The sequence below is a fragment of the Tardiphaga sp. P9-11 genome, from assembly GCF_008329525.1.
GTDB lineage: Bacteria > Pseudomonadota > Alphaproteobacteria > Rhizobiales > Xanthobacteraceae > Tardiphaga.
The window spans coordinates 113,105-137,797 of record NZ_NPKQ01000007.1; the positions used below are offsets into that span (position 1 = coordinate 113,105).

General features: G+C 61.8%; 24 protein-coding genes. 17 read left to right on the forward strand and 7 right to left on the reverse strand.

Going from position 1 to position 24,693, the window contains the following annotated elements; translation table 11 throughout:
* Nucleotides 1–117: 117 nt before the first annotated feature.
* From CIW50_RS21335 to CIW50_RS21355, 5 genes are all read left to right on the forward strand, one after another.
* On the forward strand, nucleotides 118–1,107 hold the full coding sequence (locus tag CIW50_RS21335; RefSeq protein ID WP_149533196.1) for an MBL fold metallo-hydrolase: 990 nt from the start codon (nucleotides 118–120) through the stop codon (nucleotides 1,105–1,107).
* A gap of 229 nt (nucleotides 1,108–1,336) precedes the next feature.
* Nucleotides 1,337–2,020 (forward strand): FMN-binding negative transcriptional regulator, encoded by a 684-nt coding sequence (locus CIW50_RS21340; RefSeq protein ID WP_149533197.1) that lies wholly within the window; start codon nucleotides 1,337–1,339, stop codon nucleotides 2,018–2,020.
* Nucleotides 2,020–2,994: an N-acetyl-gamma-glutamyl-phosphate reductase gene (gene argC / locus CIW50_RS21345; protein ID WP_149533198.1), complete on the forward strand. Its 975-nt coding sequence runs from the start codon at nucleotides 2,020–2,022 to the stop codon at nucleotides 2,992–2,994. Before CIW50_RS21340 ends, argC (CIW50_RS21345) begins: the two co-directional genes overlap by 1 nt.
* Before the next feature lie 61 nt (nucleotides 2,995–3,055).
* Nucleotides 3,056–4,114 (forward strand): N-acetyl-gamma-glutamyl-phosphate reductase, encoded by a 1,059-nt coding sequence (argC, locus tag CIW50_RS21350; RefSeq protein WP_149533199.1) that lies wholly within the window; start codon nucleotides 3,056–3,058, stop codon nucleotides 4,112–4,114.
* A gap of 267 nt (nucleotides 4,115–4,381) precedes the next feature.
* A complete protein-coding gene (locus tag CIW50_RS21355; protein WP_149533200.1) occupies nucleotides 4,382–5,164 on the forward strand; it encodes a hypothetical protein in 783 nt (260 codons plus the stop codon).
* 104 nt (nucleotides 5,165–5,268) lie between these two features.
* Here the strand turns inward: CIW50_RS21355 and CIW50_RS21360 are convergent, their stop codons facing one another.
* Nucleotides 5,269–6,303, reverse strand: coding sequence for a glutamine synthetase beta-grasp domain-containing protein (locus CIW50_RS21360; protein WP_149533201.1), 1,035 nt, complete (start codon nucleotides 6,301–6,303; stop codon nucleotides 5,269–5,271).
* A gap of 260 nt (nucleotides 6,304–6,563) precedes the next feature.
* Between CIW50_RS21360 and CIW50_RS21365 the strand changes: the two genes are divergently transcribed.
* Both CIW50_RS21365 and CIW50_RS21370 read left to right on the forward strand, forming a co-directional pair.
* Nucleotides 6,564–6,764 carry a hypothetical protein gene (locus tag CIW50_RS21365; RefSeq protein WP_149533202.1) on the forward strand — a complete coding sequence of 67 codons (201 nt, stop codon included), beginning with the start codon at nucleotides 6,564–6,566 and terminating at the stop codon, nucleotides 6,762–6,764.
* A gap of 55 nt (nucleotides 6,765–6,819) precedes the next feature.
* The gene (locus CIW50_RS21370) at nucleotides 6,820–7,017 is read left to right on the forward strand and encodes a DUF2735 domain-containing protein (RefSeq protein ID WP_149533323.1); all 198 of its coding nucleotides are present in this window, start codon (nucleotides 6,820–6,822) and stop codon (nucleotides 7,015–7,017) included.
* A 122-nt stretch (nucleotides 7,018–7,139) separates the two neighbouring features.
* Here CIW50_RS21370 and CIW50_RS21375 read toward each other — a convergent pair whose 3' ends face one another.
* From CIW50_RS21375 to CIW50_RS21385, 3 genes are all read right to left on the reverse strand, one after another.
* On the reverse strand, nucleotides 7,140–8,081 hold the full coding sequence (locus CIW50_RS21375) for a glutaminase (protein ID WP_149533203.1): 942 nt from the start codon (nucleotides 8,079–8,081) through the stop codon (nucleotides 7,140–7,142).
* 25 nt (nucleotides 8,082–8,106) lie between these two features.
* Entirely contained in the window at nucleotides 8,107–8,508 is a 402-nt protein-coding gene (locus tag CIW50_RS21380) for an MAPEG family protein (protein WP_149533204.1), read from the reverse strand.
* 148 nt (nucleotides 8,509–8,656) lie between these two features.
* Nucleotides 8,657–10,396, reverse strand: coding sequence for a PHA/PHB synthase family protein (locus CIW50_RS21385; RefSeq protein WP_283808859.1), 1,740 nt, complete (start codon nucleotides 10,394–10,396; stop codon nucleotides 8,657–8,659).
* Nucleotides 10,397–10,743: 347 nt separating this feature from the next.
* Between CIW50_RS21385 and CIW50_RS21390 the strand changes: the two genes are divergently transcribed.
* From CIW50_RS21390 to recJ, 7 genes are all read left to right on the forward strand, one after another.
* Nucleotides 10,744–11,064, forward strand: coding sequence for a hypothetical protein (locus CIW50_RS21390; RefSeq protein ID WP_502707520.1), 321 nt, complete (start codon nucleotides 10,744–10,746; stop codon nucleotides 11,062–11,064).
* 93 nt (nucleotides 11,065–11,157) lie between these two features.
* Nucleotides 11,158–12,378 carry an LL-diaminopimelate aminotransferase gene (locus tag CIW50_RS21395; RefSeq protein ID WP_149533206.1) on the forward strand — a complete coding sequence of 407 codons (1,221 nt, stop codon included), beginning with the start codon at nucleotides 11,158–11,160 and terminating at the stop codon, nucleotides 12,376–12,378.
* 77 nt (nucleotides 12,379–12,455) lie between these two features.
* A complete protein-coding gene (locus tag CIW50_RS21400; RefSeq protein ID WP_149533207.1) occupies nucleotides 12,456–13,778 on the forward strand; it encodes a homoserine dehydrogenase in 1,323 nt (440 codons plus the stop codon).
* A 93-nt stretch (nucleotides 13,779–13,871) separates the two neighbouring features.
* A complete protein-coding gene (gene glpX / locus CIW50_RS21405) occupies nucleotides 13,872–14,870 on the forward strand; it encodes a class II fructose-bisphosphatase (RefSeq protein ID WP_068736567.1) in 999 nt (332 codons plus the stop codon).
* A gap of 10 nt (nucleotides 14,871–14,880) precedes the next feature.
* Entirely contained in the window at nucleotides 14,881–15,333 is a 453-nt protein-coding gene (locus CIW50_RS21410; RefSeq protein WP_149533208.1) for a GNAT family N-acetyltransferase, read from the forward strand.
* Between the two features lie 76 nt (nucleotides 15,334–15,409).
* Nucleotides 15,410–16,129 carry a haloacid dehalogenase type II gene (locus CIW50_RS21415; protein WP_149533209.1) on the forward strand — a complete coding sequence of 240 codons (720 nt, stop codon included), beginning with the start codon at nucleotides 15,410–15,412 and terminating at the stop codon, nucleotides 16,127–16,129.
* A 47-nt stretch (nucleotides 16,130–16,176) separates the two neighbouring features.
* Entirely contained in the window at nucleotides 16,177–18,015 is a 1,839-nt protein-coding gene (gene recJ, locus CIW50_RS21420; RefSeq protein ID WP_149533210.1) for a single-stranded-DNA-specific exonuclease RecJ, read from the forward strand.
* A gap of 41 nt (nucleotides 18,016–18,056) precedes the next feature.
* Here recJ and CIW50_RS21425 read toward each other — a convergent pair whose 3' ends face one another.
* Nucleotides 18,057–18,806: a GntR family transcriptional regulator gene (locus CIW50_RS21425; RefSeq protein ID WP_149533211.1), complete on the reverse strand. Its 750-nt coding sequence runs from the start codon at nucleotides 18,804–18,806 to the stop codon at nucleotides 18,057–18,059.
* A gap of 135 nt (nucleotides 18,807–18,941) precedes the next feature.
* On the opposite strand from CIW50_RS21425, the gene CIW50_RS21430 reads away from it, so the two are divergent.
* The 3 genes from CIW50_RS21430 to CIW50_RS21440 are packed head-to-tail and all read left to right on the forward strand — an operon-like array spanning nucleotide 18,942 to nucleotide 22,706.
* On the forward strand, nucleotides 18,942–20,291 hold the full coding sequence (locus CIW50_RS21430; RefSeq protein ID WP_149533212.1) for a class-II fumarase/aspartase family protein: 1,350 nt from the start codon (nucleotides 18,942–18,944) through the stop codon (nucleotides 20,289–20,291).
* A 30-nt stretch (nucleotides 20,292–20,321) separates the two neighbouring features.
* Entirely contained in the window at nucleotides 20,322–21,308 is a 987-nt protein-coding gene (locus tag CIW50_RS21435) for a tripartite tricarboxylate transporter substrate-binding protein (RefSeq protein WP_502707524.1), read from the forward strand.
* Nucleotides 21,309–21,317: 9 nt separating this feature from the next.
* Nucleotides 21,318–22,706: a class II fumarate hydratase gene (locus tag CIW50_RS21440; RefSeq protein ID WP_149533214.1), complete on the forward strand. Its 1,389-nt coding sequence runs from the start codon at nucleotides 21,318–21,320 to the stop codon at nucleotides 22,704–22,706.
* Nucleotides 22,707–22,715: 9 nt separating this feature from the next.
* On the opposite strand, the gene CIW50_RS21445 is transcribed toward CIW50_RS21440, so the two are convergent.
* Nucleotides 22,716–23,945, reverse strand: a complete 1,230-nt coding sequence (locus CIW50_RS21445; protein ID WP_149533215.1) for a lytic murein transglycosylase — start codon at nucleotides 23,943–23,945, stop codon at nucleotides 22,716–22,718.
* Nucleotides 23,946–24,125: 180 nt separating this feature from the next.
* On the reverse strand, nucleotides 24,126–24,692 hold the full coding sequence (efp, locus tag CIW50_RS21450) for an elongation factor P (protein WP_068736546.1): 567 nt from the start codon (nucleotides 24,690–24,692) through the stop codon (nucleotides 24,126–24,128).
* Nucleotide 24,693: the final 1 nt, after the last annotated feature.

Genomic DNA, 24,693 nt, shown 5'->3' on the forward strand with positions numbered 1-24,693 from the left:
CTGCAGCGCAGGCCGGCTACTCCCGCGAAAACCCATCGCCTCCGTCATCGCGTCGTGCCAGTCTCCGTGCCGGAGTCGCGCCAACAGCGACCACATTAAGCGATGGGAGAAGACCTCATGCATCTGTCACGACGGCATGTACTGACCGGCGCCGCGGCGCTCGCAGCGACGCCACTGCTTTCTTCTGCTCCGGCAAAGGCGACAGCGCCACTGGCCGACAAGCAGGCACCGAGTTTCTATCGCTACAAGGTCGGCGACATTCAGGTGAATGCGATATCCGATGGCGCGGCGACGTTTCCGCTGGCCGACACCTATATCCCCAACGCCAAACGTGATGACATCAACGCCGCACTGGCCAAGGCATTCCTGCCGACAAACCAGATCACGAACTTCTATGCGCCGCTGGTGATCAACACCGGCGGCAAGCTTGTGGTGATCGACACCGGCAACGGTCCCGGCGCCTTTGCGGCGACGAAGGGCAATGTCGGTCAGTTCGCTACCAATATGATGGCGGCGGGGATCGATCCCAGGATGATCGACATGGTCGTGATCTCGCACTTCCACGGCGATCATGTGAATGGCCTGCTGACGGCGGACGGCGTGCTGGCATTTCCCAATGCCGAAGTGTTGGTGCCGGCAACTGAGTGGAAGTTCTGGATGGATGATGGCGAAATGAGCCGCGCCACCGGTGATCGCATGACGGGCCTGTTCAAGAACAACCGGCGGGTGTTCGAGGCCGGTTTGAAGAAGAAGGTCACGCCCTACGAGTGGGGTAAGGACGTCGCACCGGGGCTGCTGGCCATCGCCTCGATCGGACATACACCGGGCCATACGTCCTATGTGCTGTCGTCCGGATCGGACAAGCTCTTCATCCAGTCGGACGTCACCAACCATCCGGCGCTGTTCGCCACCCATCCGGACTGGCAGATCATGTTCGATCAGGACCCGGCGCAGGCCGCGGCCACCCGTCACAAGGTCTATGACATGCTGGTGGCCGACAGGATGCGGGTGCAGGGCTTTCACTATCCGTTCCCGGCCAACGGTTTCGTCGAGAAGGATGGCAACGGCTACCGCGTGGTGCCGGCGCCGTGGAGCCCGGTTCTCTGAGGTCTGTGCTCTGACGATCTTGACGGATCGCGGGCGCGGCCCTATGACCGCGCCCATGATCAACCTTGCGACCAGCATCATCGCCCGCCGCCGCCGCATTCTCGCGGCAGGTGGAGATATGCGCGCTTAAGCGTTTCGATCTCTCACTGCCGCCGGATCCGGTCCGCGGCAGTCATTCCCCCGAAGCGCGATCTGATCCGACGGCCCCTCACCAGAGCAGGAGCCCGTCATGTATACGCCGCCCAAATTCCAGCCCGATCGCACCAAAGCTTTGGCGTTCGCCGAGTCGCGTGGATTCGGCACGGTCTGTTCGTGGAACGGCCGCAAGCCGATCGCCTCGGCACTGCCGTTCTGTCTCGATTATGGCAATGACGGCACGCCGCGTGTGGCCTTTCACGTGGCGCGGCATAACCCGCTGGTCAAACTGGCTGACGGTGCGTCGCCATGGGTCATGGCCGTGAATGGCGCGGATGCCTATGTCTCGGCCGATTGGTATGCCTCGCCGGACCAGGTGCCCACCTGGCTCTATCAGGCCGTGCATCTGACGGGGACAGTGCGGCTGTTGTCCGATGGCGAACTCGGCCCCCACCTTGACGCGCTGAGCACAAGGTTCGAAAGCTGGCTCGCGCCCAAGCCGGTCTGGACGTCGGCGAAGATGACGGCCGGACGGCTGGAGGCGATGAAGAAGGCGATTGTCGGTCTGGTGATGTCGGTGGAAGAGGTTGAAGGCAGCTTCAAACTGAATCAGCACAAGTCCGACGTGGATCACGTGGCTGTCGCGAGCGCGTTGGGGCAGCAGCCCGATGCCGGCGCGCAGTTGCTGGCCACAGAAATGCAAGCACTGCGTCCGCATTTGTTCGCGGATGATGTGTCACAATTGAATGTTATGGCGAGTCTCGAAGGAACGATGTGATGAGCACTATCCAGGCAAAGGCTGGCGCGGCTGGCGGGATCTCGGCAACGCCCTCCGTATTCGTCGATGGCGCCGCAGGAACGACCGGGCTCGGCATTCGCGAGCGTCTCGCGCATCAGAGCGTCGTGGCCGTCAAACACATCGACCCCGAGAAGCGCAAGGATCCAGCCGCAAAACTGGCGCTGATGGAGGAAGTGGATCTCGTCATCCTGTGCCTGCCGGACGATGCGGCGAAGGAGACTGTCGCGCTGATCGACAGCATGGGGACCAAAGGCCCCAAGGTGCTCGATGCCTCGACGGCCTATCGGGTTGCGCCCGACTGGGCCTACGGCTTTGCCGAACTGGCGCCGGATCAGGCTGACAAGATCCGCGCTGCCCGGAAAGTCTCGAACCCGGGCTGTTATCCGACAGGTGCGATCGCGCTGCTGCGGCCGGTGATCGATGCCGGGCTGATGCCGGCGGATTATCCTGTCTCCATCAATGCGGTGAGCGGCTATTCCGGCGGCGGCAAATCGATGATCGAAAGTTTTGAGGACGGCACCGCGCCGGCCTTCGAACTCTATGGCCTCGGCTTTGAGCACAAGCACGTGCCGGAGACGCAACTCTATTCGCATCTCACGCGGCGGCCGATCTTCGTGCCGTCGGTCGGCAATTTCCGACAGGGCATGCTGGTCTCGATCCCGCTGCATCTCGATGCTCTGCCCGGCAAGCCTGATGCCGCCGACTTCCACGCCGCGTTGGTCAAATGGTACGCCGCGAGCAGCATTGTGTCTGTGGTGCCGATGGATGCCGCGGCGATCACGCGCGGACGGATTGAGCCTGAAGCGCTCAACGAGACTAACATGCTCGAACTCTATGTGTTTTCCAGCGACAGGCATCGCCAAGTGGTTCTCGTCGCCAGGCTCGATAATCTCGGCAAGGGTGCGTCCGGCGCAGCGGTGCAGAACATGCGGCTGATGCTCGGCCTGGATTGAGAGTAAGGGTGGGCGTCGACCTCGCCCCGCTTTTTGCGACGGCCCTCGAAGGAACGATGTGATGAGCACGAAGAAGAAAATCGGCATTCTCGGCGCGTCTGGTTACACCGGCGCCGAACTGGTGCGGCTGCTGCTGCGCCATCCCAAGGTCGATCTCGTGCTGCTGACGGCCGACCGGCGCGCCGGGCAGGCGATGGGCGATGTGTTCCCGCAATTCGCCCCCTACGAGCTGCCGACGCTGGTCAGCATCGACTCCGTCGATTGGACGACCATCGGCCTCGATCTGGTGTTCTGCGCGCTGCCGCATGCGACCACGCAGAAGGTGCTGCAGGATCTGCTGGCCAAGGCACCTGAGACCAAGGTGGTGGATCTGTCAGCCGACTTCCGGCTCGAGGACGCAGCCGCCTATGCGAAGTGGTACGGCCACGAGCATCACGCGCTCGAACTGCAGAAGGAAGCCGTCTACGGCCTCGTCGAGATCTATCGGCGCGATATCAAGAAGGCGCGCCTGATCGCCAATCCCGGCTGCTACACATCATGCGCGATCCTGCCGCTGGTGCCGTTGTTGAAAGCGCGCGCGATCGAAACCGATGAGATCGTGATCGATGCCAAATCGGGCATGACGGGCGCGGGGCGTTCGGCAAAGGAAGAGATGCTGTTCTCCGAAGTGTCCGAAGGCTTCAACGCCTATGGTGTCGGCCATCACCGGCACATGGCGGAGCTCGATCAGGAATTTTCAAAGGCTGCGGGCAAGGACGTAGTCGTGAGTTTCACGCCGCATCTGCTGCCGCAGAATCGCGGCATCCTCTCGACCATTTATGTGCGGGGGCGGCGGGGCAAGACGGCACAGGACATGCACGACGTACTGGTCAAGCAGTATGAGAAAGAGCCGTTCGTGTACATCCTGCCATTCGGCAAGACGCCGCATTCGCGGCATGTGCGCGGCTCCAACATGACCTTCATCGGCGTTGCTGCGGATCGTATCCCGGGCCGTGCGATCATCGTCTCGACGCTGGACAACCTGACCAAGGGCGCGTCGGGGCAGGCGGTGCAGAACATGAATCTGGTACTCGGCTTTGCCGAGACGCTGGGCATCGATCAGCCGGCGATGTTCCCGTAAAGCAAGTCTTCGTGAGGCGTGATGTCTTCAGCAAGACCGGCGTGGATGGCCGGGACATCTAGCGAAGCAGCGCTTCGCGCTTTAGCTTGGCCATGACGATAGATTACGCGGTGAGTGATCTGACTTGTTGATCTCGCTGTGGCTGAAATAGACTCAACGTGTAACTCGCATATCGCTCGCTCATGCTGGCTGCGATCACGCGTGAGTGGCATTGACCAGAAACACATCCATAGATAGATTTTTCGGATATTATACTGTCCCGGTCAAATGCGACCGGTCGTCGTTTATTTGAAAAATCATTTTGGGGGTGCGGGTATGCGTTATTCTTGGCGTTGGAACGTGTTGCTCGTGATTGTTGCTCTGTTCGGTGCGCCTGCCGAAAGCTTCGCTCAGATCGGCATCGGAGATGTCATCGGCAATCGGACATTGCGATTGAGCAGCGGCGTCGATCTCGGACTGACAAAGTTCGGCCCGGATCTTGTCACCGGTTCGGTGACGGCATTCGCGGCGGTCCGCGACATCCAGGCGGTGATGAACACCGTGCTGCCGGTGATCAACAAGCAGATTGTTTGCAAAAACCGCGATCTATTAGAGGGCGGCGGCAGGCTGCAGAGTATTTCGATCAATGGATCGACGGCGTTGCCGAACGGGCTGGTGCTCTCTACGACGGGAGACTTCGCAGATTGCCTCACCGGCTGGGTTGGCGGTCAGGCGCAGATCTCGATTCCCATCCTGATTTCGAACACGGCTCTCTCGGTGAAACTCAGCGTCGGCACCGTCATTGTCGGGGATGGTCGCAACGCGTGGCAGCGCAAAATCGCCGCTGTAATTGCGTCGAAGATCGCACCGGTGACCGCTCAGCTCAATGGCTACATCGGGATGCAACTTTCCGGGCAAGCCCTGCGGCGCCAGGCCGACGCATACAAGCTGAAGATCAATTCCGTTCAATTGGCGGCAGACACCGGAGACCTCATTCTCACAGTCAAGCTCTCAGGCCAGGCCAAGGTGCAGGAGCTGGATGCGCTATTTGTTGGGACGCCGGGGATCTGACCAACCAGTCTTGCTGTAGCCCGGCTGAAGGTATGGGTGTTAGCCAACAACAGAACGGCCCGGACTTTCATCCGGGCCGTTCATATTTCAGTGCGTCGTGCAGCTTACGCGGCGGCCGACTTGGCGGTCGCGACTTCCGAAATGGTCTTCAGGATCTGCGAAGCGATGGCGTAGGGGTCGCCCTGCGAATTCGGACGACGGTCTTCCAGATAGCCCTTGTAGTCGTTCTTGACGAAGGAGTGCGGGACGCGGATCGATGCGCCGCGGTCCGCGATGCCGTAGCTGAACTTGTTCCACGGAGCCGTTTCGTGCTTGCCGGTCAGACGCTTGTCGTTGTCCGGGCCGTAAACAGCGATGTGATCCATCAGGTTCTTGTCGAACTGGGCCATCAGGGCTTCGAAGTAGTCCTTGCCGCCGACCGTACGCATATATTCGGTCGAGAAGTTGGCGTGCATGCCCGAGCCGTTCCAGTCGGTATCGCCGAGCGGCTTGCAGTGGAATTCGATGTCGATGCCGTACTTCTCCGTCAAACGGAGCAGCAGGTAACGCGCGATCCACATTTCGTCAGCGGCCTTCTTGGAGCCCTTGCCGAAGATCTGGAATTCCCACTGGCCCTTCGCCACTTCGGCGTTGATGCCTTCGTGGTTGATGCCAGCTTCGAGGCAGAGGTCGAGATGTTCTTCGACGATCTCGCGGGCGATCGAGCCGACGTTCTTGAAACCGACGCCGGTGTAATATGGACCCTGCGGAGCCGGGTAACCGGCTTCGGGGAAGCCGAGCGGACGGCCGTTCTCGTAGAAGAAGTATTCCTGCTCGAAACCGAACCAGGCGCCGGCATCGTCGAGGACGGTCGCGCGCCGGTTGGTCGCGTGCGGGGTGACGCCATCGGGCATCATGACTTCGCACATCACCAGGGCGCCGTTCTCACGGGCCGCATCGGGATAGATCGCAACCGGCTTCAGCACGCAATCGGAGCTGTGGCCTTCAGCCTGCATGGTCGACGAACCGTCGAAGCCCCACAGCGGGAGCTGTTCGAGGGTCGGGAAATCTTCGAATTCCTTGATCTGCGTCTTGCCACGCAGGTTCGGAACCGGCGTGTAACCGTCGAGCCAAATGTACTCGAGCTTATACTTTGTCATGCGGGTCTCTCATAAGTTGGCGATGCGTAGGGCGTGAGCCCTGAGCTTGCCGGTGGGCGGATGCAGGATCCACCCCCAGCGGCACAGCTTGTAAAGCACGTAATATGCCAATTTGCCGCGGCGCAACCGTCTGCGTCGTAAAAAGGTCATCGGGCGGGGGATACCGACCTGGCATCGCGTAAATCGGGACCGTCGCCATCTCGAATCGGCGGTATTTTCGCGATTTTCAGCAGCAGAGCGAACGGCGGCTTTGAACGCTCATGCTCAATTCCGATGCACGAGATATTTTCGAGGAACTTTTCTGCCCTTCAAGCGCTCATTTGACGGTTGAGCCGCCAACCTGTCGCGGCCAAAGCATGCGCGCCAAAGGCGCATTGGCACGTCGTGCGCATAATGTCGGCATTCGCCTGCTTTTTAAGGAGCAATCGGCACAAAAGAAGTGCGCCGATGTTACAATCTAGACCTGACGTGAAAAACGCAGAGCGAGAAGCTGATCAGGAAGGAAAAGTGAGCGTTATGACGACGAATATCTCACATCAACACACTGCCAAGATCTACCGGTTTCCGGTGGGCGGACGTGCATCGGTCGGCCCGCGCCGGCTGGACATACGGCCGAGCCAGTTCCGCGTGCAACAGACCGCTCCGGCCGTTGCCGTCGACGGCTGGTATCACGAGGCCGCCATCCAGGACGCCAAGCGGACCACAGAACACTGATGGCGAGCATCAGGCAGAGGCGTCGCGCAGTGCACGGGAGATTTGAAGTGATTGAGGGTCGAAACAATGATGTTTCGGCCCTCTTGTTATGGGGCGCTGACCAGCGTTCGTAGAGACTTTTGTCAGACGCCGAAGATCGACCAGCCCAGTCGTTTCGTGAGTGCTTCGAGGGCGATGCGGCCGAGATGCGAATTCCCGTGCTGGTCAAGACCCGGCGCCCAGACCGCGATCGACGCTTTGCCGGGCGCCACTGCAATAATGCCGCCGCCGACGCCGCTTTTGCCGGGCAGGCCGACGCGATAGGCGAATTCGCCGGAACCGTCATAGTGGCCGCACATGAGCATCAGCGCATTGATACGGCGCGCGCGCTCTGAGGACACCACCGAGAGGCCGGTCGAGGGATTGCGGCCGGAATAAGCAAGATAGCGCGTCGCCATCGCGAGCTGTCGGCACGACATCGCGATCGCGCAGTGGTGGAAATAGACGCCGAGCGTGAAGTCGACGGGGTTTTCGACCACGCCAAACGACTTCATGTAATTGGCCAGCGCGGTGTTGCGAAAGCCGGTGCGTTTCTCGGACGCGGCAACCGTCTCATCGATCACGATGGAGCTGTCGCCAGACAGAAACTGCATGAAACGCAGGATTTCGCCGATGGCCTCGCGGGGCTGATGGCCGGACAGGATGACATCGGTGACGGCGATGGCGCCGGCATTGATGAAGGGGTTGCGCGGCACGCCGCGCTCCCGTTCGAGCTGGACGATGGAGTTGAATGGGTTACCCGACGGCTCCCGGCCGACATGTTTCCACAGCCGGTCGCCGACCATTCCGAGCGCCAGCGTCAGTGTGAACACTTTCGAGATGCTCTGGATCGAGAACGGCACATCGGCATCGCCGCCGGCCGCCACCTGACCATCGGCATCGATCACCACAAGACCGAACTGGTTGGGATCGATGCCGGCCAGTTCAGGAATATAGCTCGCGACCTCGCCGCGGTCGGTGCGCTGCGCCATCTCGTCAGCAATTTCCTTGACGACGAGATCGAGACTCGGGGCAGCGTGGTTCATTGCATCAATCTAGCGAGAAGGGGCGTTAGTACGGAATCCGCAGGATCGCGATGGCGAGCACGGCCTGAGCGAAGAAACCGACAAGGAAGGCCAGCGTGCGGAAGACGGGCAGACCCAGTGTGTAGACAATCAGATGCACGACGCGCGACCAGAAATAGACGGCACAGGCCAGAACAGTGGTCGGGGTCGAAACATCTGCAGCGTTCAGGATCAACACCAGCGGGGCGAAGACGATGAGGTTCTCGACCGCGTTGTCATGGGCGAACAGCAGCCGGTTGGCCCAATCGGCCAGAGGCTTGTCATTACGCGACGGATTGGCCATCGCGCCGGTAACGCCGCGGACCATGATGCGGTTCAGCACATAGGGCACCCAGAGCAGGCCGGTGAGAATCACGGTCAGCGTCAGCCAGAACAATTCGCGCGTCATCCGGGTATCCTTTCGGTCGAAATTTCCGCGGAAAACGCGGAGATGGTCCTGCAAAACACGCACGCCGCAAGTGGGATGCGACGCACGTTGGCCGAAACCATAGACGTTTGCTGTGACAACGCCAACTGAGCCCGGAGCACGCGAGCCGTTATGCCCGCACCCGCACGTAACTACCCGGCGCATCTTCCAGCGCGGGGTACGCGTCAGTGCCGACAGGGCGGGCAGGGACTTCCTCGCCATCGATGCCGGTCAGCCATTCACGCCAGTTCGGCCACCACGAGCCCGCATGTTCCTGCGCGGTCTTCATCCAGTCAGCGAGATCGGTGGCCTTGGTATTCTCGTTGGTCCAGTACTGGTACTTGCCGGAGGCGGGTGGATTGACCACGCCGGCGATGTGGCCGGAGCCGGACAGCACGTATTTCACCGGGCCGCCGAAGAATTGCGAGCCGTACAGCACCGATTGCGCCGGCGCGATGTGGTCCTCGCGGGTGGCGAGATTGTAGACGGGCACCTTGACCTTGGAGAGATCGAGCCTTGTGTTGTCGAGGATCATGTTGCCGGTCGAGAGCTTGTTCTCGAGATAGCAGTTGCGCAGATAGAACGAGTGGTTCGCCGCCGGCATCCGCGTCGCATCGGAATTCCAGTGCAGCAGATCGAAAGCCGAGGGCGGCTTGCCCTTGAGATAGTTGTTGACCACGTAGGACCAGATCAGGTCGTTGGAGCGCAGCATGTTGAAGGCCATGGCCATCCTGCTGCCTTCCAGCACACCCGCCGCCTGCATATCCTTTTCCAGCGCCGAGATCTGATCCTCGTCGACAAACACCATGAGGTCGCCGGCATGGGTGAAGTCGACCTGCGCGGCCAGGAAAGTTGCTGATGCCACGCGGACGCGGCGCTTCTCGGCCAGCCAGGCCAATGTCGAGGCGAGCAGGGTGCCGCCGACGCAATAGCCGATGGTGTGGACCGTCATTTCGCCCGTGACCTTCTCGATCACGTCCATCGCGGTCAGCGGACCTTCCTTCATGTAGTCGTCGAACGTCTTGGCACCGAGGCGCTTGTCGGGGTTGACCCAGGAGATCACGAACACCGAGACGCCCTGATCGACGGCCCACTTGATGAAGGATTTTTCCGGCTTCAGGTCGAGAATGTAGAACTTGTTGATCCAGGGCGGCACGATCAGAAGCGGCGTGCGCAGCACGTTCTCGGTTGCCGGCTGATACTGGATCAGCTGCATCACCTCGTTCTGGAAAATCACCTTGCCCGGCGTCGTCGCCATGTTGACGCCGACTTCGAGATTCTTCGGGTCGGACTGGCGGATGCGGATCGAGCCGTGGCCGGCCTCGATGTCCTCGGCAAGCATCGTCATGCCGCGCATCAGGTTACTGCCGTTCGACGCGACGGTTTCGCGCAGCACTTCCGGATTGGTCAGCACGAAGTTCGACGGCGCCATCGCATTGGTGATCTGCTGGACGTAGAACTCTGCCTTCTTGCGGGTATGCGCATCCAGACCTTCGGCATTCTTGACGAGGTCCTGGGCCCATTGCGTGGTCAAGAGATAGGCCTGCATCACGAAATCGAAAAACTGGTTCGATTTCCATTCAGGATCGCTGAAGCGCTTGTCGCGCGGCAGTGCCTCGATGGCGGGCGAGGCGGCTTCCCCGACCATCCGGCGCATCGCCGATCCCCAGAGGTCGAGATAGGCCTTGCCGAGCTTCATCTGCAATTCGGCGGCGCGCTTGTCGTCGGACAGCCAGTAATTGGCAACGACGCTGAACGTCTTGATCAGTTCCGTCAGCTCGTTCGGCGGCTTGTCGACAGTCTCGCCGGTTTGGCGCGGCTGCAGATAGGCGGCCAAAGCCTTGCCGCCATTCTCCATGGCCTTGGCCATGTTGAGCGCAAAAGCTTCGGGATTGAACGGTTTGGCGCCCTTGTCGCCCGTCTTGTCGTCAGCAGCTTTAACGTCGGCGGCAACTTCAGTCATGGCGCAACAACAGCTTCATTCCAGTCGGGCAACGGAACGTCACCACGCAAATCGATGATGGCACAGTTCGCGGATTGCCGCAGGATTCGATGTGCTGCACCGCGTCATATCTTTGGCTTTGGGTCTTGCTTCCGTCATATTGAAGATCCAAGCCTGTAGCTTGTTCTCCCGGCATTAATCCTTTGTGACCAGATTGGTTGGATGGTGCGTTGCGATAGGGACGAAATCGATTCTAATGCGATGTGGGTTGTGGCGTGACGCGTAGAGGCTCATTCAGGGCGATCGGTGGTCGCAGCGGGCGAGCGGCGACAGCTGCCGCCCTGCTGGCGCTGGCGCTTGGCTTGCCCCTTGGCGGCTGCGCCTCGACCATCGCCGACTTGCCCATGGTGGGTACGCCTGCGGGCGCTCCGGCGCGGCCAGCCGAGGTGGGGACCTATCTGCCGGTTCATGACCTGCCCACGTCCCGCGAAGGCACCGCCATGGCGCCTGCGGACCAGGCCAAGATGCAGGCGGAATTGACTGCCGCCCGCGACCGCCAGGCCGTCGTACTGCCTGCCAAACCGGCAGCCAAATAGTCAAAACTGCCCGTCGTGACTGGTGTCACCGGGCTTCCGTGATAAAAAGAAACGATTCAACCGCATGCTGAAGCGGTTCTGGAGCCCGATCCCATGGAAGAATTCTACCGCATCCGCCGATTGCCGCCCTATGTGTTCGAACAGGTCAACCGGGCCAAGGCCGCCGCGCGGAACGCTGGCGCCGATATCATCGACCTCGGCATGGGCAATCCGGATCTGGCGACCCCGCCGCATGTGATCGAGAAGCTCAAGGAAACCCTGGGCAAGCCGCGCACCGACCGCTATTCGGCCTCGAAAGGCATCACCGGACTGCGCAAGGCCCAGGCCGGCTATTATGAGCGCCGCTTTGGCGTGAAGCTCAATCCCGACACCCAGGTGGTGGCGACGCTGGGCTCCAAGGAAGGCTTCGCCAACGTCGCCCAGGCCATCACCGCGCCCGGCGACGTCGTGCTGTGCCCGAATCCGAGCTATCCCATTCACGCTTTCGGCTTCCTGATGGCCGGCGGCGTGATCCGCTCGGTGCCGTCCGAACCGACGCCGGATTTCTTCGCCGCCGTCGAGCGCGCCATCATCCATTCGATCCCGAAGCCGATCGCGCTGATCGTCTGCTATCCGTCTAATCCGACGGCGCAGGTGGCGAGCCTCGATTTCTACAAGGACCTCGTCGCCTTCGCGAAGAAGCACGAGATCTACATCCTCTCGGATCTCGCTTATGCCGAGGTCTATTTCGACGACAAGAACCCGCCGCCATCGGTGCTGCAGGTGCCGGGCGCGATCGATGTCACCGTCGAGTTCACCTCGATGTCGAAAACCTTCTCGATGGCCGGCTGGCGCATGGGCTTTGCGGTCGGCAACGAGCGCATCATTGCCGCGCTGACGCGGGTGAAATCCTATCTCGACTACGGCGCCTTCACGCCAGTTCAGGTCGCGGCCACTGCTGCATTGAACGGACCTGATGATTGCATCCGCGAGATGCGCGACACCTATCGCAAGCGTCGTGATGCGATGGTGGAGTCGTTCGGTCGCGCCGGCTGGGACATTCCGCCGCCGTCGGCATCGATGTTCGCCTGGGCGCCGCTGCCGGAGAAATTTCGCGAAGTCGGCAGCATGCAGTTTGCAACGCTCCTCGTTGAAAAATCCGGCGTGGTTGTGTCTCCCGGCGTCGCCTTCGGCGAGCATGGCGAGGGTTACGTCCGTATCGCGATGGTGGAGAACGAACAGCGCATTCGCCAGGCTGCCCGCGGCATCCGCCGCTTCCTTGAAAGCGGTCTCGAAACGTTGCACAACGTGGTTCCTATCGCCAACCGGCGATAGGCGTGATCTCCGAAAACCGGCAACCGGTTTTCGGATCGGTCATCGCTCAACAAGAATTCCGACAGGTCTGAAGCTTAATGGTCGCACCCCTCAAAGTGGGTATCGCGGGACTCGGCACCGTTGGTGCCGAAGTCGTCCGTCTCATCGAACAGCAGAACTCGATTTTGGCCGCGCGTTGTGGTCGTGGCGTCAAGGTGGTCGCTGTCACCGCGCGTTCCAAAACCAAGAAGCGCGGCGTTGATCTGCGTGGCATCGACTGGATGAAGGATCCGCTGGCAGTTGCGCGGCATCCGGACGTCGAGTGCTTCGTCGAATTGATGGGCGGTGTCGGCGATCCCGCGCTGTCGTCGATCGAGGCGGCGCTGAGTGCTGGCAAGTCGGTCGTTACCGCGAACAAGGCACTAATCGCCAAGCATGGCTTGAAGCTCGCGGCATCGGCCGAGAAGCACGGCGGCGCGCTGAATTACGAGGCTGCCGTCGCCGGCGCCATTCCGGTCATCAAGACCATCCGCGAAGGCCTCGCCGGCACCGATATCAACCGCGTTTACGGCATCCTCAACGGCACCTGCAACTACATCCTGTCACGGATGGAGCTGGAGGGTTTGTCCTTCGAGGAATGTCTCAAAGACGCGCAGCGGCTTGGCTACGCCGAGGCTGAGCCGTCCTTCGACGTCGATGGCCACGACACCGCGCAGAAGTTGGCCATTCTCGCCAGCCTCGCATTCGGGACCAAGGTTGCGCAGAGCGCTGTGTCGGTCGAAGGCATCTCGTCGATTGCCGCCGAAGATCTGCGCGCGGCGGCCGAGCTTGGCTATCGGGTGAAATTGCTGGGCGTTGCCATGCGCACCGCGACGGGCATCGAACAGCGCGTGCATCCGACCATGGTGCCGTTGTCGTCCTCGATCGCGCAGGTCATGGGCGTCACCAATGCGGTGACCATCGACGGCGCCGGCATTGCGCCGATCACGCTGGTCGGTCCGGGCGCTGGCGGCGCCGCAACGGCATCCGCCGTTCTGGCTGATATAGCCGATGTCGCACGCAATGTGCGCGCGCTGCCGTTCGGGCGGCCGGTCGACAAGCTCAAGACCACCACCAAGGCGCCGATGGAGCGCCACGAAGGTGGTTATTACATCCGCCTGATGGCGCGCGATCTCGCCGGCACGGCCGCACGCATCGCGACGCGTCTGGCGGAGCAGAAGATCTCGCTGGAGTCGATCGTGCAGCGGCATCCGAATGGCGGTATCGAGCCGGTCGGCGGTGCCAAGAAATCGTCGCCGGTGCCTGTTATCCTGATCACCTACGCCACCACCGAGGATGCGATGCGCCGTGCCTTGCAGGCCGTGCAGAGCGACAAGGTGATATCAGGCAAGCCGCAAGTTATCCGGATCGAGAAGAACTAAATCCACGCGTTGAGAGTTGTACAGGATCACCCGATCCCCAGGGATTAGTTGATCCCCAGGGATCAGCCGATCCGCCGTAGAAGGAGCCAACCGATGTCGACCCATATTACCGTCCCGCCGCAGCAACTGCTCGAGCGCATTCTGACGCTGGAGATCGTTCGCGTGACCGAGCGCGCGGCAGTGTCGGCTGCGCGGCTGCGTGGTCATGGGCAGGAAAAGGCTGCGGATCAGGCTGCCGTGGACGCGATGCGCCGCGAGCTCAACAAGATGCCGATCGACGGCACCATCGTGATCGGCGAGGGCGAGCGCGACGAAGCGCCGATGCTTTATATCGGTGAAAAGGTCGGCATCAATGCCGGCCCCAAGGTCGATATTGCCGTCGATCCGCTCGAAGGCACGACACTGTGCGCCAAGGACATGCCGGGCTCGATCGCCACCATGGCGATGGCCGACGGTGGCACGCTGCTGCACGCGCCCGACGTCTATATGGACAAGATCGCGATTGGTCCGGGCTACGCCAAGAACGTGATCGACATCGACGCATCGCCGGAAGAGAACATCAAGCGCCTCGCCAAAGCCAAGGGCGTGCCGGTGTCGGCGATCACCGCCCTCGTGCTTGAGCGGCCGCGGCACGAAGCATTGATCGCAGCGATCCGATCGACGGGGGCAGCGCTGCGTCTCATTCCGGACGGCGACGTCGCCGGCGTCATCCACACCACCGATCCCGCCAAATCTGGCATCGACATCTATCTTGGCATTGGCGGTGCACCGGAAGGCGTGCTGGCGGCTGCAGCACTGCGCTGCATTGGCGGCCAGATGCAGACCCGATTGATCCTCGATACCGACGAGAAGCGCGAGCGTGCGCTGAAGATGGGTGTCACCGATCCGAAGATGATCTATGGCATCGAGGACATGGCGAAGGGCGACTGCCTGTTTGCTGCTACCGGTGTCACCGACGGTGCATTGTTGTCGGGTGTCAAGTTCCGCGGCGACGTCATCGAGACCGAGACCATTGTGATGCGTTCGGTGACAGGCACCGTGCGCATCATCAAGGGCGAGCATCGCCAGCTCGAAAAATTCCACCTGGATTGAGTTCGGTCATATGGCGAAGGCGAATGTTGACATCCGTCCGGTCGGCCCTGACGAGCGGGCTGCCTGGGAGCCGCTATGGCAGGGCTATCTGACGTTCTACAAGGCGACACTGCAACAGGCCGCAACCGATACGGCGTGGAAGCGTTTCCATGACGCCAATGAGCAGATGTTTCTGCTCGGCGCCTATGTGGACGGCAAGCTCACCGGCATCGTCCAGTTCCTGTATCACCGCTCATCCTGGACGCCGGGCAACTACTGCTATCTGCAAGACCTGTTCGTCGACAGCAGCGCCCGCGGCCTTGGTGTCGGTCGTGCGCTGATCGAAGCCGTCTACGCAAAGGCCAAGGCTGATGGCTGCAGCCGCGTACACTGGCTGACCCAGAACGAGAATGCGCAAGCGCGCATTCTGTACGATCAGGTTGCGGACAATTCCGGATTTATGCAGTACCGGAAGATACTCTGATTGAAGACGATCCGGGCGCGCCAAGACGCACCCGGATCAATCAAACCAAAAATCAAAAACAAACGGGGATGAAACCATGAGCGAGACGCGCGATGTCAAGGCGTTGGTGTTCGACGTGTTCGGCACCGTGGTGGACTGGCGTTCCAGCCTGATTGCTGACTGTACGGCATGGGGCAAGGCGCGTGACATCACAGCTGACTGGACCGCGCTGGTCGATGCCTGGCGGCAGGCCTATATGCCATCGATGGATGTTGTGCGCCATCATCCCGAGTGCGGCTTCGTCAAGCTCGACACGCTCCATCGGCAATCTCTCGATGTGTTGGTCGCGAAGTTCGGTATCAATGGGCTGTCCGACGACGATCTGCATCACCTGACGCTAGGCTGGCACCGGCTGCATCCGTGGGCGGATTCGGTCAGTGGCCTCACCAGGCTAAAGACCAAATACGTCATCAGCCCGTTGTCGAACGGCAATGTCGCGCTGCTCACCAACATGGCGAAATTCGCTGGCTTGCCGTGGGACCTGATCATGAGCGCGGAACTGTTCGAGCACTACAAGCCCGATCCGCAGGCCTATCTCGGCGCAGCCGCGCTGCTCAATATGAAGCCTGCGGAAGTCATGATGGTCGCCGCCCATAATAGCGATCTCGACGCCGCGCATAAACTGGGCCTCAAGACCGCCTTCGTGCCGCGCGTCACCGAATATGGCCCGCACCAGAACCGCGACTTCAAGGCCGAGGGCCCGTGGGACGTGGTGGCTGACGACTTCAACGATCTGGCGAAGCGGATGGGCTGCTGACGGGCCGGGATTTGCCGAAAGCGGCTGCGCGGCCTATTGCTGATCCCATGACGCCACCGACCATCATTCCCGTCGAATCCCAGCATGCTTTCCTCGGCGTTACCGAATCCGCCACCGGGCGGATCTGGCGCGACCGGGTCGATCAGCGCGGGGCGGCGCGGGCGCTGGCCATGGTGCAGCGTTTCCAATTGCCGGAAATGCTGGCGCGGGTCATCGCCGGCCGCAATATCGAGCTCGACGCGGTCGAGGATTTTCTCGATCCCACTATCCGCAAGCTGATGCCGGATCCGTTCACCATCACGCAGATGGAAGCGGCGGCGAAGCGCATCGCGGATGCAGCGCAACGCCGGGAGAAAGTGGCGATCTTCGGCGACTATGATGTCGACGGCGCGACGTCGTCGGCCCTGCTGGCCTGGCACCTCCGCCATTGTGGGCTCGACCCGCAGATCCACATTCCCGATCGCATCTTCGAGGGCTACGGCCCCAATGTGGATGCGATCAGGATGCTGGCCGGCAAGGGCGCGACGCTGCTCGTGACTGTCGATTGCGGCACTACAAGCTTCGAGCCATTGGCCGAAGCGAAGAAGCTCGGCATGTCCGTGGTCGTCATCGATCACCATCAGACCGGCGAGGAATTGCCTGACGTCGATGCCGTGGTGAATCCGAACCGGCCCGACGATATTTCCGGTCTTGGTCATCTCGCTGCCGTGGGCCTCGTGTTGATCACGCTGGTCGCCGTCAATCGCGAATTGCGCAAGCGCGGCTTCTGGACCGCAGAGATGCCGGAGCCGGATCTCTTGGGCATGCTGCATCACGTGGCGCTGGGCACGGTTGCCGACGTCGCGCCGCTGATAGGATTGAACCGCGCCTTTGTCGCCAAGGGCCTCATCGCATTGCGCCGCCGCGATCACGTCGGGCATACCGCGCTGATGGATGTGGCGCGTTTGAACGGTCCGCCGGAAGCGTGGCATCTCGGCTTCATGCTGGGGCCGCGTATCAATGCCGGCGGCCGCATCGGGCGCGCAGATTTGGGCGTGCGGCTGTTGCTCGAAGGCGACATTTCCGAAGCTGCAAAAATCGCTGCCGAACTTGATCGGCTGAACATCGAACGCCGCGTGATCGAGCAGGCCGCGGAAGCGCAAGCCGAGGCCGAGGCTCTGGCGTCACTCGGGCTCGAAGACAAAGGCTCCGTAGTCGTGACCGCGTCTGAAGGCTGGCATCCCGGCGTCGTCGGTCTGGTCGCCTCGCGGCTTAAGGAGAAATTCGCGCGTCCGGCTTTTGCCATCGCGCTGGAGCCTGGCGGAATTGGCACGGGGTCTGGCCGCTCGATCTCCGGCGTCGATCTCGGCAAAGCCGTGCGGCAAGCTGTTGCCGACGGGCTTCTGATGAAAGGTGGCGGCCACGCGATGGCCGCGGGCATCACGCTGCGCAAGGAGCGGCTCGGAGAATTCCGCGCCTATATCGAAAGCGCGCTGGCCGCCGACGTCGGCAAGTCGCGCAACGAGAAGGAACTGTTCATCGATGGCGCCATCACGGCACGCGGCGTCACGACGGATCTCGTGAACACGCTCAATCGCGCCGGCCCGTTCGGACAGGCCAATCCCGAGCCGGTAATTGCGCTGCCGGCGCATCAGCTCGCTTATGTCGATGAAGTCGGGCAGGCGCATCTGCGGCTACGCTTCAAGGCATCGGACGGCGCCATGGTCAACGGCATCGCGTTTCGCTCGGTCGGACAGAAGCTTGGCAATGCATTGCAGGAGCTGCGCGGTCAGCCCGTCCATGTAGCGGGCTCACTGACCGTCGATCGCTGGCAGGGTGCCGAGCGCGTGCAGATGCGCGTTATCGATGTGGCGGCGCCGGATCCTGGGCCGAAGATGATCAGATGATATCAATCTCAGTCTGTCGTCACCCGGCTTGACCGGCGCACTCATCCATTTGCGTCCTGCCGGCGGAGCAGTCTGGTCGAGTATCGATACCGGTCAGCCGGATGAATGCTGAGCGAGACTTCCGCCAGCTCGCTCGACGCGAACAGATATTGTCGCCGGATCGACAGCGCATGCGCGCCAGCCGGTGCCTTCAGTGGTTCCGCCATCGTGTTCGACACGCCAACCGCAGAGATGTCCTGACGGATTTCGACGAACCGTCGTCCCGAGATTTTCTCGACGAGCGTACCGAAGATCTCGTGATGGCCGCCCATCTTCGCGCGTACTTCGTCGGCGAAGGCGCCGTCGATATACACGTCCGTCCAGCAGATCGGCGTCTGTGTGGCGTCGCCCGGGATTGTGCGCAGACTTGAGATGCACAGCCAGCGGCGGCCGGGCCGGCATCCGAGCTGGCTGGCAAGCTCGCTGTCCGCGACGATGTCGGCGACACGCTGCACGTGTCGTTCGGTCTCGGTGCCGAACTGCTGCACCGCCTCGATCGTATTGAGTGCCTGCGTAAAGCCATCACCGCCCTTGGCGGGAGAGGCCGCCTCGACACGCGTCCCGGCATTGCGCTTCCGGCTGACCAAGCCGGACGCCTGCAGCTCCTGCATCGCCGCGCGCACGGTTGATCGGCTCACGGCGAACTGGTCCGCCAGCTCAAACTCTGTCGGCAGCACAGACCCGACCGGATGCCGTCCGTCTGCGATGGCCTCGGTCAATGCTCGGGCCACGAACGCGTAACGCTTTTCCACCGTCGTCCCTCGACCCCTAAGTCCCTGATCGCAAGATGGAAGCCTGATTGGCGGCCATCTCGTCAAGGAAGGAGATTGACACACAGTTTATGTTCGTACAATTTAATATGTACGAACATAATAAGAGGAAGCGTTATGGGCAGCACGGTTTTCGATTCGGTCCTGTTTCGGGACATGTTCGGTACTGCGGAAATGCGCGCGGTTTTCGCCGATGAAGCCCTGGTCGGCCGCTACATCGAGGCCGAAGTCGCGCTGGCCCGCGCCCAGGCGCGTCTCGGCGTCGTGCCGAAGGAAGCCGCGCAGGCCATCGAGGCTGCCGCCAAATCGATCCGGATCGATTTCGACAAGCTCCGCGCTGAGACCGAAGTCGTCGGCTACCCGATCCTGCCGCTGGTCCATCAGCTATCCGAGGCCGCCGGAGAGGCGGGCCGTTACGTCCACTGGGGTGCGACCACCCAGGACATCATGGACACAGCCAATGTCCTGCAGATCCGCGCGGCGCTTGAAATCGTTGCACGCGATCTGCGCGAGGTCCGCGACATCCTCGCTGCCATGGCAAAAAAATATCGCGACACGCCGATGGCCGGGCGCACCCATCTGCAGCAGGCGCTGCCGGTGACCTTCGGCTACAAGGCCGCCGTCTGGCTCTCTTCCATCGATCGTCACATCGAACGCGTCGATCAGGCACTGCCACGCATCTTGCTCGGCGAGTTCTCCGGCGCCGCGGGGACGCTCGCGTCGGTGGGCGAGGGCGGTCTCGAGATGCAAAAGCTGTTTTGCGAGGAGCTTGGCCTGCATCAACCCTCGATCACCTGGCATGTCGCCCGCGATGGCATCGCCGAAGCGGTCACGCTGCTCGGCCTGATCACCGGCACGCTCGGCAAGATCGCCACCGACGTGATGTTGTTGTCATCGTCCGAATTCGGCGAAGTGTCTGAGCCTTTCGTACCCGGTCGCGGCGCGTCATCGACGATGCCGCAAAAGCGTAACGCGATTTCAAGCGAACTGATGCTCGCCGCTGCCAAGGCGGTGCGCCAGCACGTCGCGACCATGCTCGACGGCATGATCCATGACCTGGAACGTGCAACGGGGCCGTGGCACCTCGAATGGGTGTCGTTGCCGGAGAGCTTCCTTCTCACCGCCTCGTCGCTGGCAAATGCCAAATTCATGCTGGCCGGACTCGTGGTTCACGAGAAGCGCATGCTGGAGAATCTGGATCTGACACGCGGCCTCATCGTCGCTGAAGCGGTGATGATGGCAGCCGCGCCGAAACTCGGGCGCCAGCATGCGCATGACGTCGTCTACGACGCCTGCCGCAAGGCGATCGAAGGCGGCGGACAGCTCGCGGACATTCTCGCCGAGGTCCCGGAAATCACCGAAGCGCTTGGCGGCAAGGAGGCCATCCGTCGTCACTGCGATCCGGCCAACTATCTCGGCCTGTGCGGTCCGATGGTCGATCGCGTGCTGAGCATGAGCGGACACTGAAACAACACACATACACACAATAGGGGAGGAATTTCGATGACGAAGAACATTTTGACGACCGCATTCGTGCTCGCCGGTGCACTGCTGGCCGGCCCCAGTCTGGCGCAGGACTATCCGACCCGCACCATCACTATGAACATGCCCTATTCGGCAGGCGGTCCCGGTGACACCATCGCGCGGCTGCTGGCGCAGGGCATGAGCGGCCCGCTGAAGCAGCAGGTCATCGTCGAGAACACGACGGGCGCCGGCGGCTCCATCGGCAGCGCCAAGGTCGCGGCCTCGCCGCCGGACGGCTACAATCTGCTGCTGATCCATATCAGCCACGCGACCAACCCGGCGCTGTATCCCAAGCTGAAATACGATCCGATCAAGGACTACGAGCCGATCGGTCTCGCTGTCGATCTGCCGTCGGTGTTCGTGGCACGCAAGGATCTCCCGGCCGCCAATCTCGCCGAGCTGATCGCCTGGATGAAGACGAACAAGGAGAAAGTGAACTACGCTCATGCCGGCATCGGATCGGCCTCGCATCTGTGCGGCCTGCTGCTCAATGCAGCGACCGGTACGCAGCCGACCCAGATCGCTTATCGCGGCGCTGGTCCGGCGATGAATGACATGATGAGCGGGCAGGTCGATGTCATGTGCGACCAGATCGTCAACGTGGTCGGCAATGTCGATGGTGGCACGATCAAGGGCTATGCCGTCACCAGCACCGAGAAGGCGCCGGCGCTGCCAAAACTGCCCACGACAGCCGAAGCCGGCTTGCCGGGCTTTACCTACACCGTCTGGTATGGCCTGTTCGCGCCGAAAGGCACGCCCAAGCCGATCATCGACAAACTCGTTGCTGCACTGAACGTGGCGCTGAAGGACGAGACCGTGAAGAGCCGGCTTGCCGGCCTCGGCGTGCAGCCGGTGGCGCCGGAACGGGCGACGCCCGAGGCGCTGGCCGCGCATCTGAAATCCGAGATCGACAAGTGGACGCCGATCATCAAGGCGGCGGGCATTGTCGGTGCGCAGTGAGCGAGACTCGTGAGTGACCTTCGCACGGAACACGACTCCTTCGGCACCATCGCGGTGCCGAAGGATCGCTATTGGGGCGCGCAGACCCAACGCGCACTTGAGGTCTTCCAGGTCAGCGAGGAGCGTTTCCCGGTTGCGCTGATCCGCGCATTCGCTCTGCAGAAGATCGCGGCTGTTCGCGCCAATCTGCAACTCGGGACGATCGCGCCGGAGATCGCAGCGCCGATCGAAACAGCGGCACTCGAACTTCAGCAAGGCCGTTTCGACGATCATTTCCCGTTGCCGATCTGGCAGACCGGCTCCGGCACCCAGACCAACATGAACGCCAACGAGGTGATCGCGAACCGCGCCAATGAATTGCTGGGCCAGCCGCTCGGGACCAAATTGCCCGTTCATCCCAACGACCACGTCAATTGTTCACAGTCATCAAACGACAGCTTTCCGACCGTGATGCATGTGGCAACGGCGCTGGAGTTGCGCGGGCGCTTGCTTCCGGCCTTGCAGACGTTGCGCGATGATCTCCGCGCCAAGGCGGACGCATTCGCAGACGTCGTGAAGATCGGACGCACGCATCTGATGGATGCCGTGCCGATGACCGTGGGGCAGGCGTTCGATGCCTTCGCCCGTCAGACCGGCCATGCGATCGACCGCATCGAAGCCGTCTTCCCGCGCCTGCTGATGCTGCCGCAGGGCGGCACGGCCGTCGGCTCCGGCCTCAACGCACCCGCGGGATTCGACAGCGCCTTTTGCGAGCAGCTGAACGCGCTGACCGGCGTCGAATTCTTGCCTAACCCGAGCAAGTTCGAAGGCATGGGCGCACATGACGCGCTGGTCGAAGTGTCAGGCGCGCTCAACGGCCTGGCCGTGACGCTGCTGAAGATCGCGAACGACGTGCGCTTCCTCGGCTCGGGGCCGCGCTGTGGACTCGGTGAGTTCGTCATCCCGCATGACGGACTGACGTCGTCTATCATGCCCGGTAAGCGCAATCCCACCATCGCCGAGATGCTTGCGCAAGTGTGCTTTCAGGTGACGGGCAACAACGCCGTCGTCACTGCAGCCAGTGCGTCCGGCAATTTTGAACTGAACGTCGCCAAGCCGGTCATCATCTATAATGTCCTGCAATCCATCCGCATCCTCGCTGACGGGATCGATGTCTTTGCAAGCCGTCTAGTTCGCGATCTTGATGTCGATCGGCGACAACTCGCCATGAATGTCGCCAATGCGCCGCTGCTCGCGACAGCCCTCAATCCCGTGATCGGCTATGACAAGGTCGCGCTCATCACAGCCAAGGCTTTGGATGAAGCCATCCCACCGCGCGAAGCCGCGATCGCTCTGGGGCTGCTCTCGGGTGAAGACTATGATCGTTACGTCGATCCGCAGCGGATGGCGGGGATTTGAAGGAACGGCTCAGCCGCCTTGCCGCAATCTTGCCAGCACCTTCAGCCCGCCATAGCCGTCCGCCGGCAACAGACCCGTCTTAGCCTGATAGTCCTTCACCGCCTTCATCGTGTCATTGCCGACGCGGCCATCGGTGCCGCCGGTATCGAAGCCCGCGCGTGTGAGGCGAGTCTGTACTTCCTGCACTTCGGCGAGTGTCAGCGCGCGTTCCGAGCCGGGAAATGGTTGAATGAAAGGCGGTGCACCGAGAATGCGATCGCCAAGATGGCAGATCGCCAATGCGTAGTTCATCGACGGATTGTAGCTGCGCACCGCATAGAAACCCTGACCGAGCAGGAAGGCCGGACCGCCTTGCACTGGCACCCAGAGCTTGGCATTGGCGTTCGGCTGCGGGAACGGCTGGCCATCGGCACGGGTCACGCCGGCTGCGGACCATGCTGCAAAGCTACGATTGCTATCCGATGAGGCAACGCCATTGGTGCGGACCTCATAGCCCCAATGCTCGCCGCGCGGATATTTGCCGCGATTGACGAGGAAGCGCGCGCTGGAGCCCAGCGCATCGTCGGGTTTGCCGAATGGCGAAACCCGGCCATCCTTGTCGTAGTCGATGCCGACATTGAGCCAGACCTCGGGCATCCATTGTGTGTGGCCCATGGCACCGGCCCATGAGCCGCGCATCTCGTCCGGCGTGCCCCAGCCCTTGTCGACGATCTTCAATGCGTTGATGAGTTCGGTTTCCCAATAGGCGCGGCGGCGCGGTTCGTTCCACGCCAAGGCAGCGAGTGACGGAAATACCGGGCGCATATGGTTCTGCTGCACGATCGGATCGCCATAGGCGGACTCGACACCCCACAGCGCCAGCAACGTGCCGCGCTCGACGCCGAAGTCGCGCTCGATGCGGTCGAACACCGCGTCGTTCTTGCGCAGCGCCTCCTTGCCGGCGGCAATCCGCCAGTCCGACGCGCGGCGGTTGATGTATTGCCAGAGCTGCTCGTGGAATTCCGGCTGCTTTTGCATCTTGGTGAACACGGACATGTCCGGCTCGATGCGACCCATCACGCGCGAATAGGTGGCGTCGGAGACGCCTTTGGCAATTGCCTTTGCACGAAAGCCGTCGCGCCATGCGTCGAAGCCCGCGGGCGCCGCAAAGGCGGTCCCGGGCATGGCCAGCAGCGCGCCGGCACCCAGGCCGGAGCGGAGCAGGCGGCGTCGGTCGATCAGGGAATCGTGCGTGGTCATGCCCCATTGTAGCCGCATGACTTGCATGGCGGCAGGGGCAATGCGTCGCGGCGCTGGCGGAGCCCCCAATGTATTGAAATAGCGCACGAAAAAGACCGCCGGAGCCCTTTTTCGGGCATCCGGCGGTCTTGCGAAAAAGTAGCGGCCGACTTGCGGCAATCCTGCGGCGACAGGGAGCTTTTAGTCCTTGGCGCGCTCGATATAGGAGCCGTCTTCGATCAACACCACGATGCGGGTGCCGGTGCCGACATGCGGCGGCACGTTGGTGCGGACGCCATTCGACAGCATCGCAGGCTTGTAGGACGACGATGCGGTCTGGCCCTTGGTCACCGGCTCGGTGTCGACGACTTCGAGGGTCGCGCGCTGCGGCATCTGGATCGCCACCGGAACCAGACCATGCAGCGACAGCTTCACGGTCATGTTCTCCTGCAGATAGGGCTCGGCATCGCCGATGACGTCCTTCTGCACCTGAACCTGATCGTAATTGTCGTTGTTCATGAAGTGGAAGCCGTCAGCGTCCTTGTAGAGGTAATTGAAATTCTGGTCTTCAATCGTCGCCTTTTCCACCTGGTCAGTGGTCTTGTAGCGCTCCGAGATCTTCACACCGTCGCTGATTCGGCGCATTTCGATCTGGCTGACCGGGGTTCCCTTGCCGGGATGGATGTTCTCCGCGGACAGAACCACGTAGAGCTTGCCTTCCTGCTCGATGACGTTGCCCTTGCGAATAGAACTGGCGATGACTTTCACA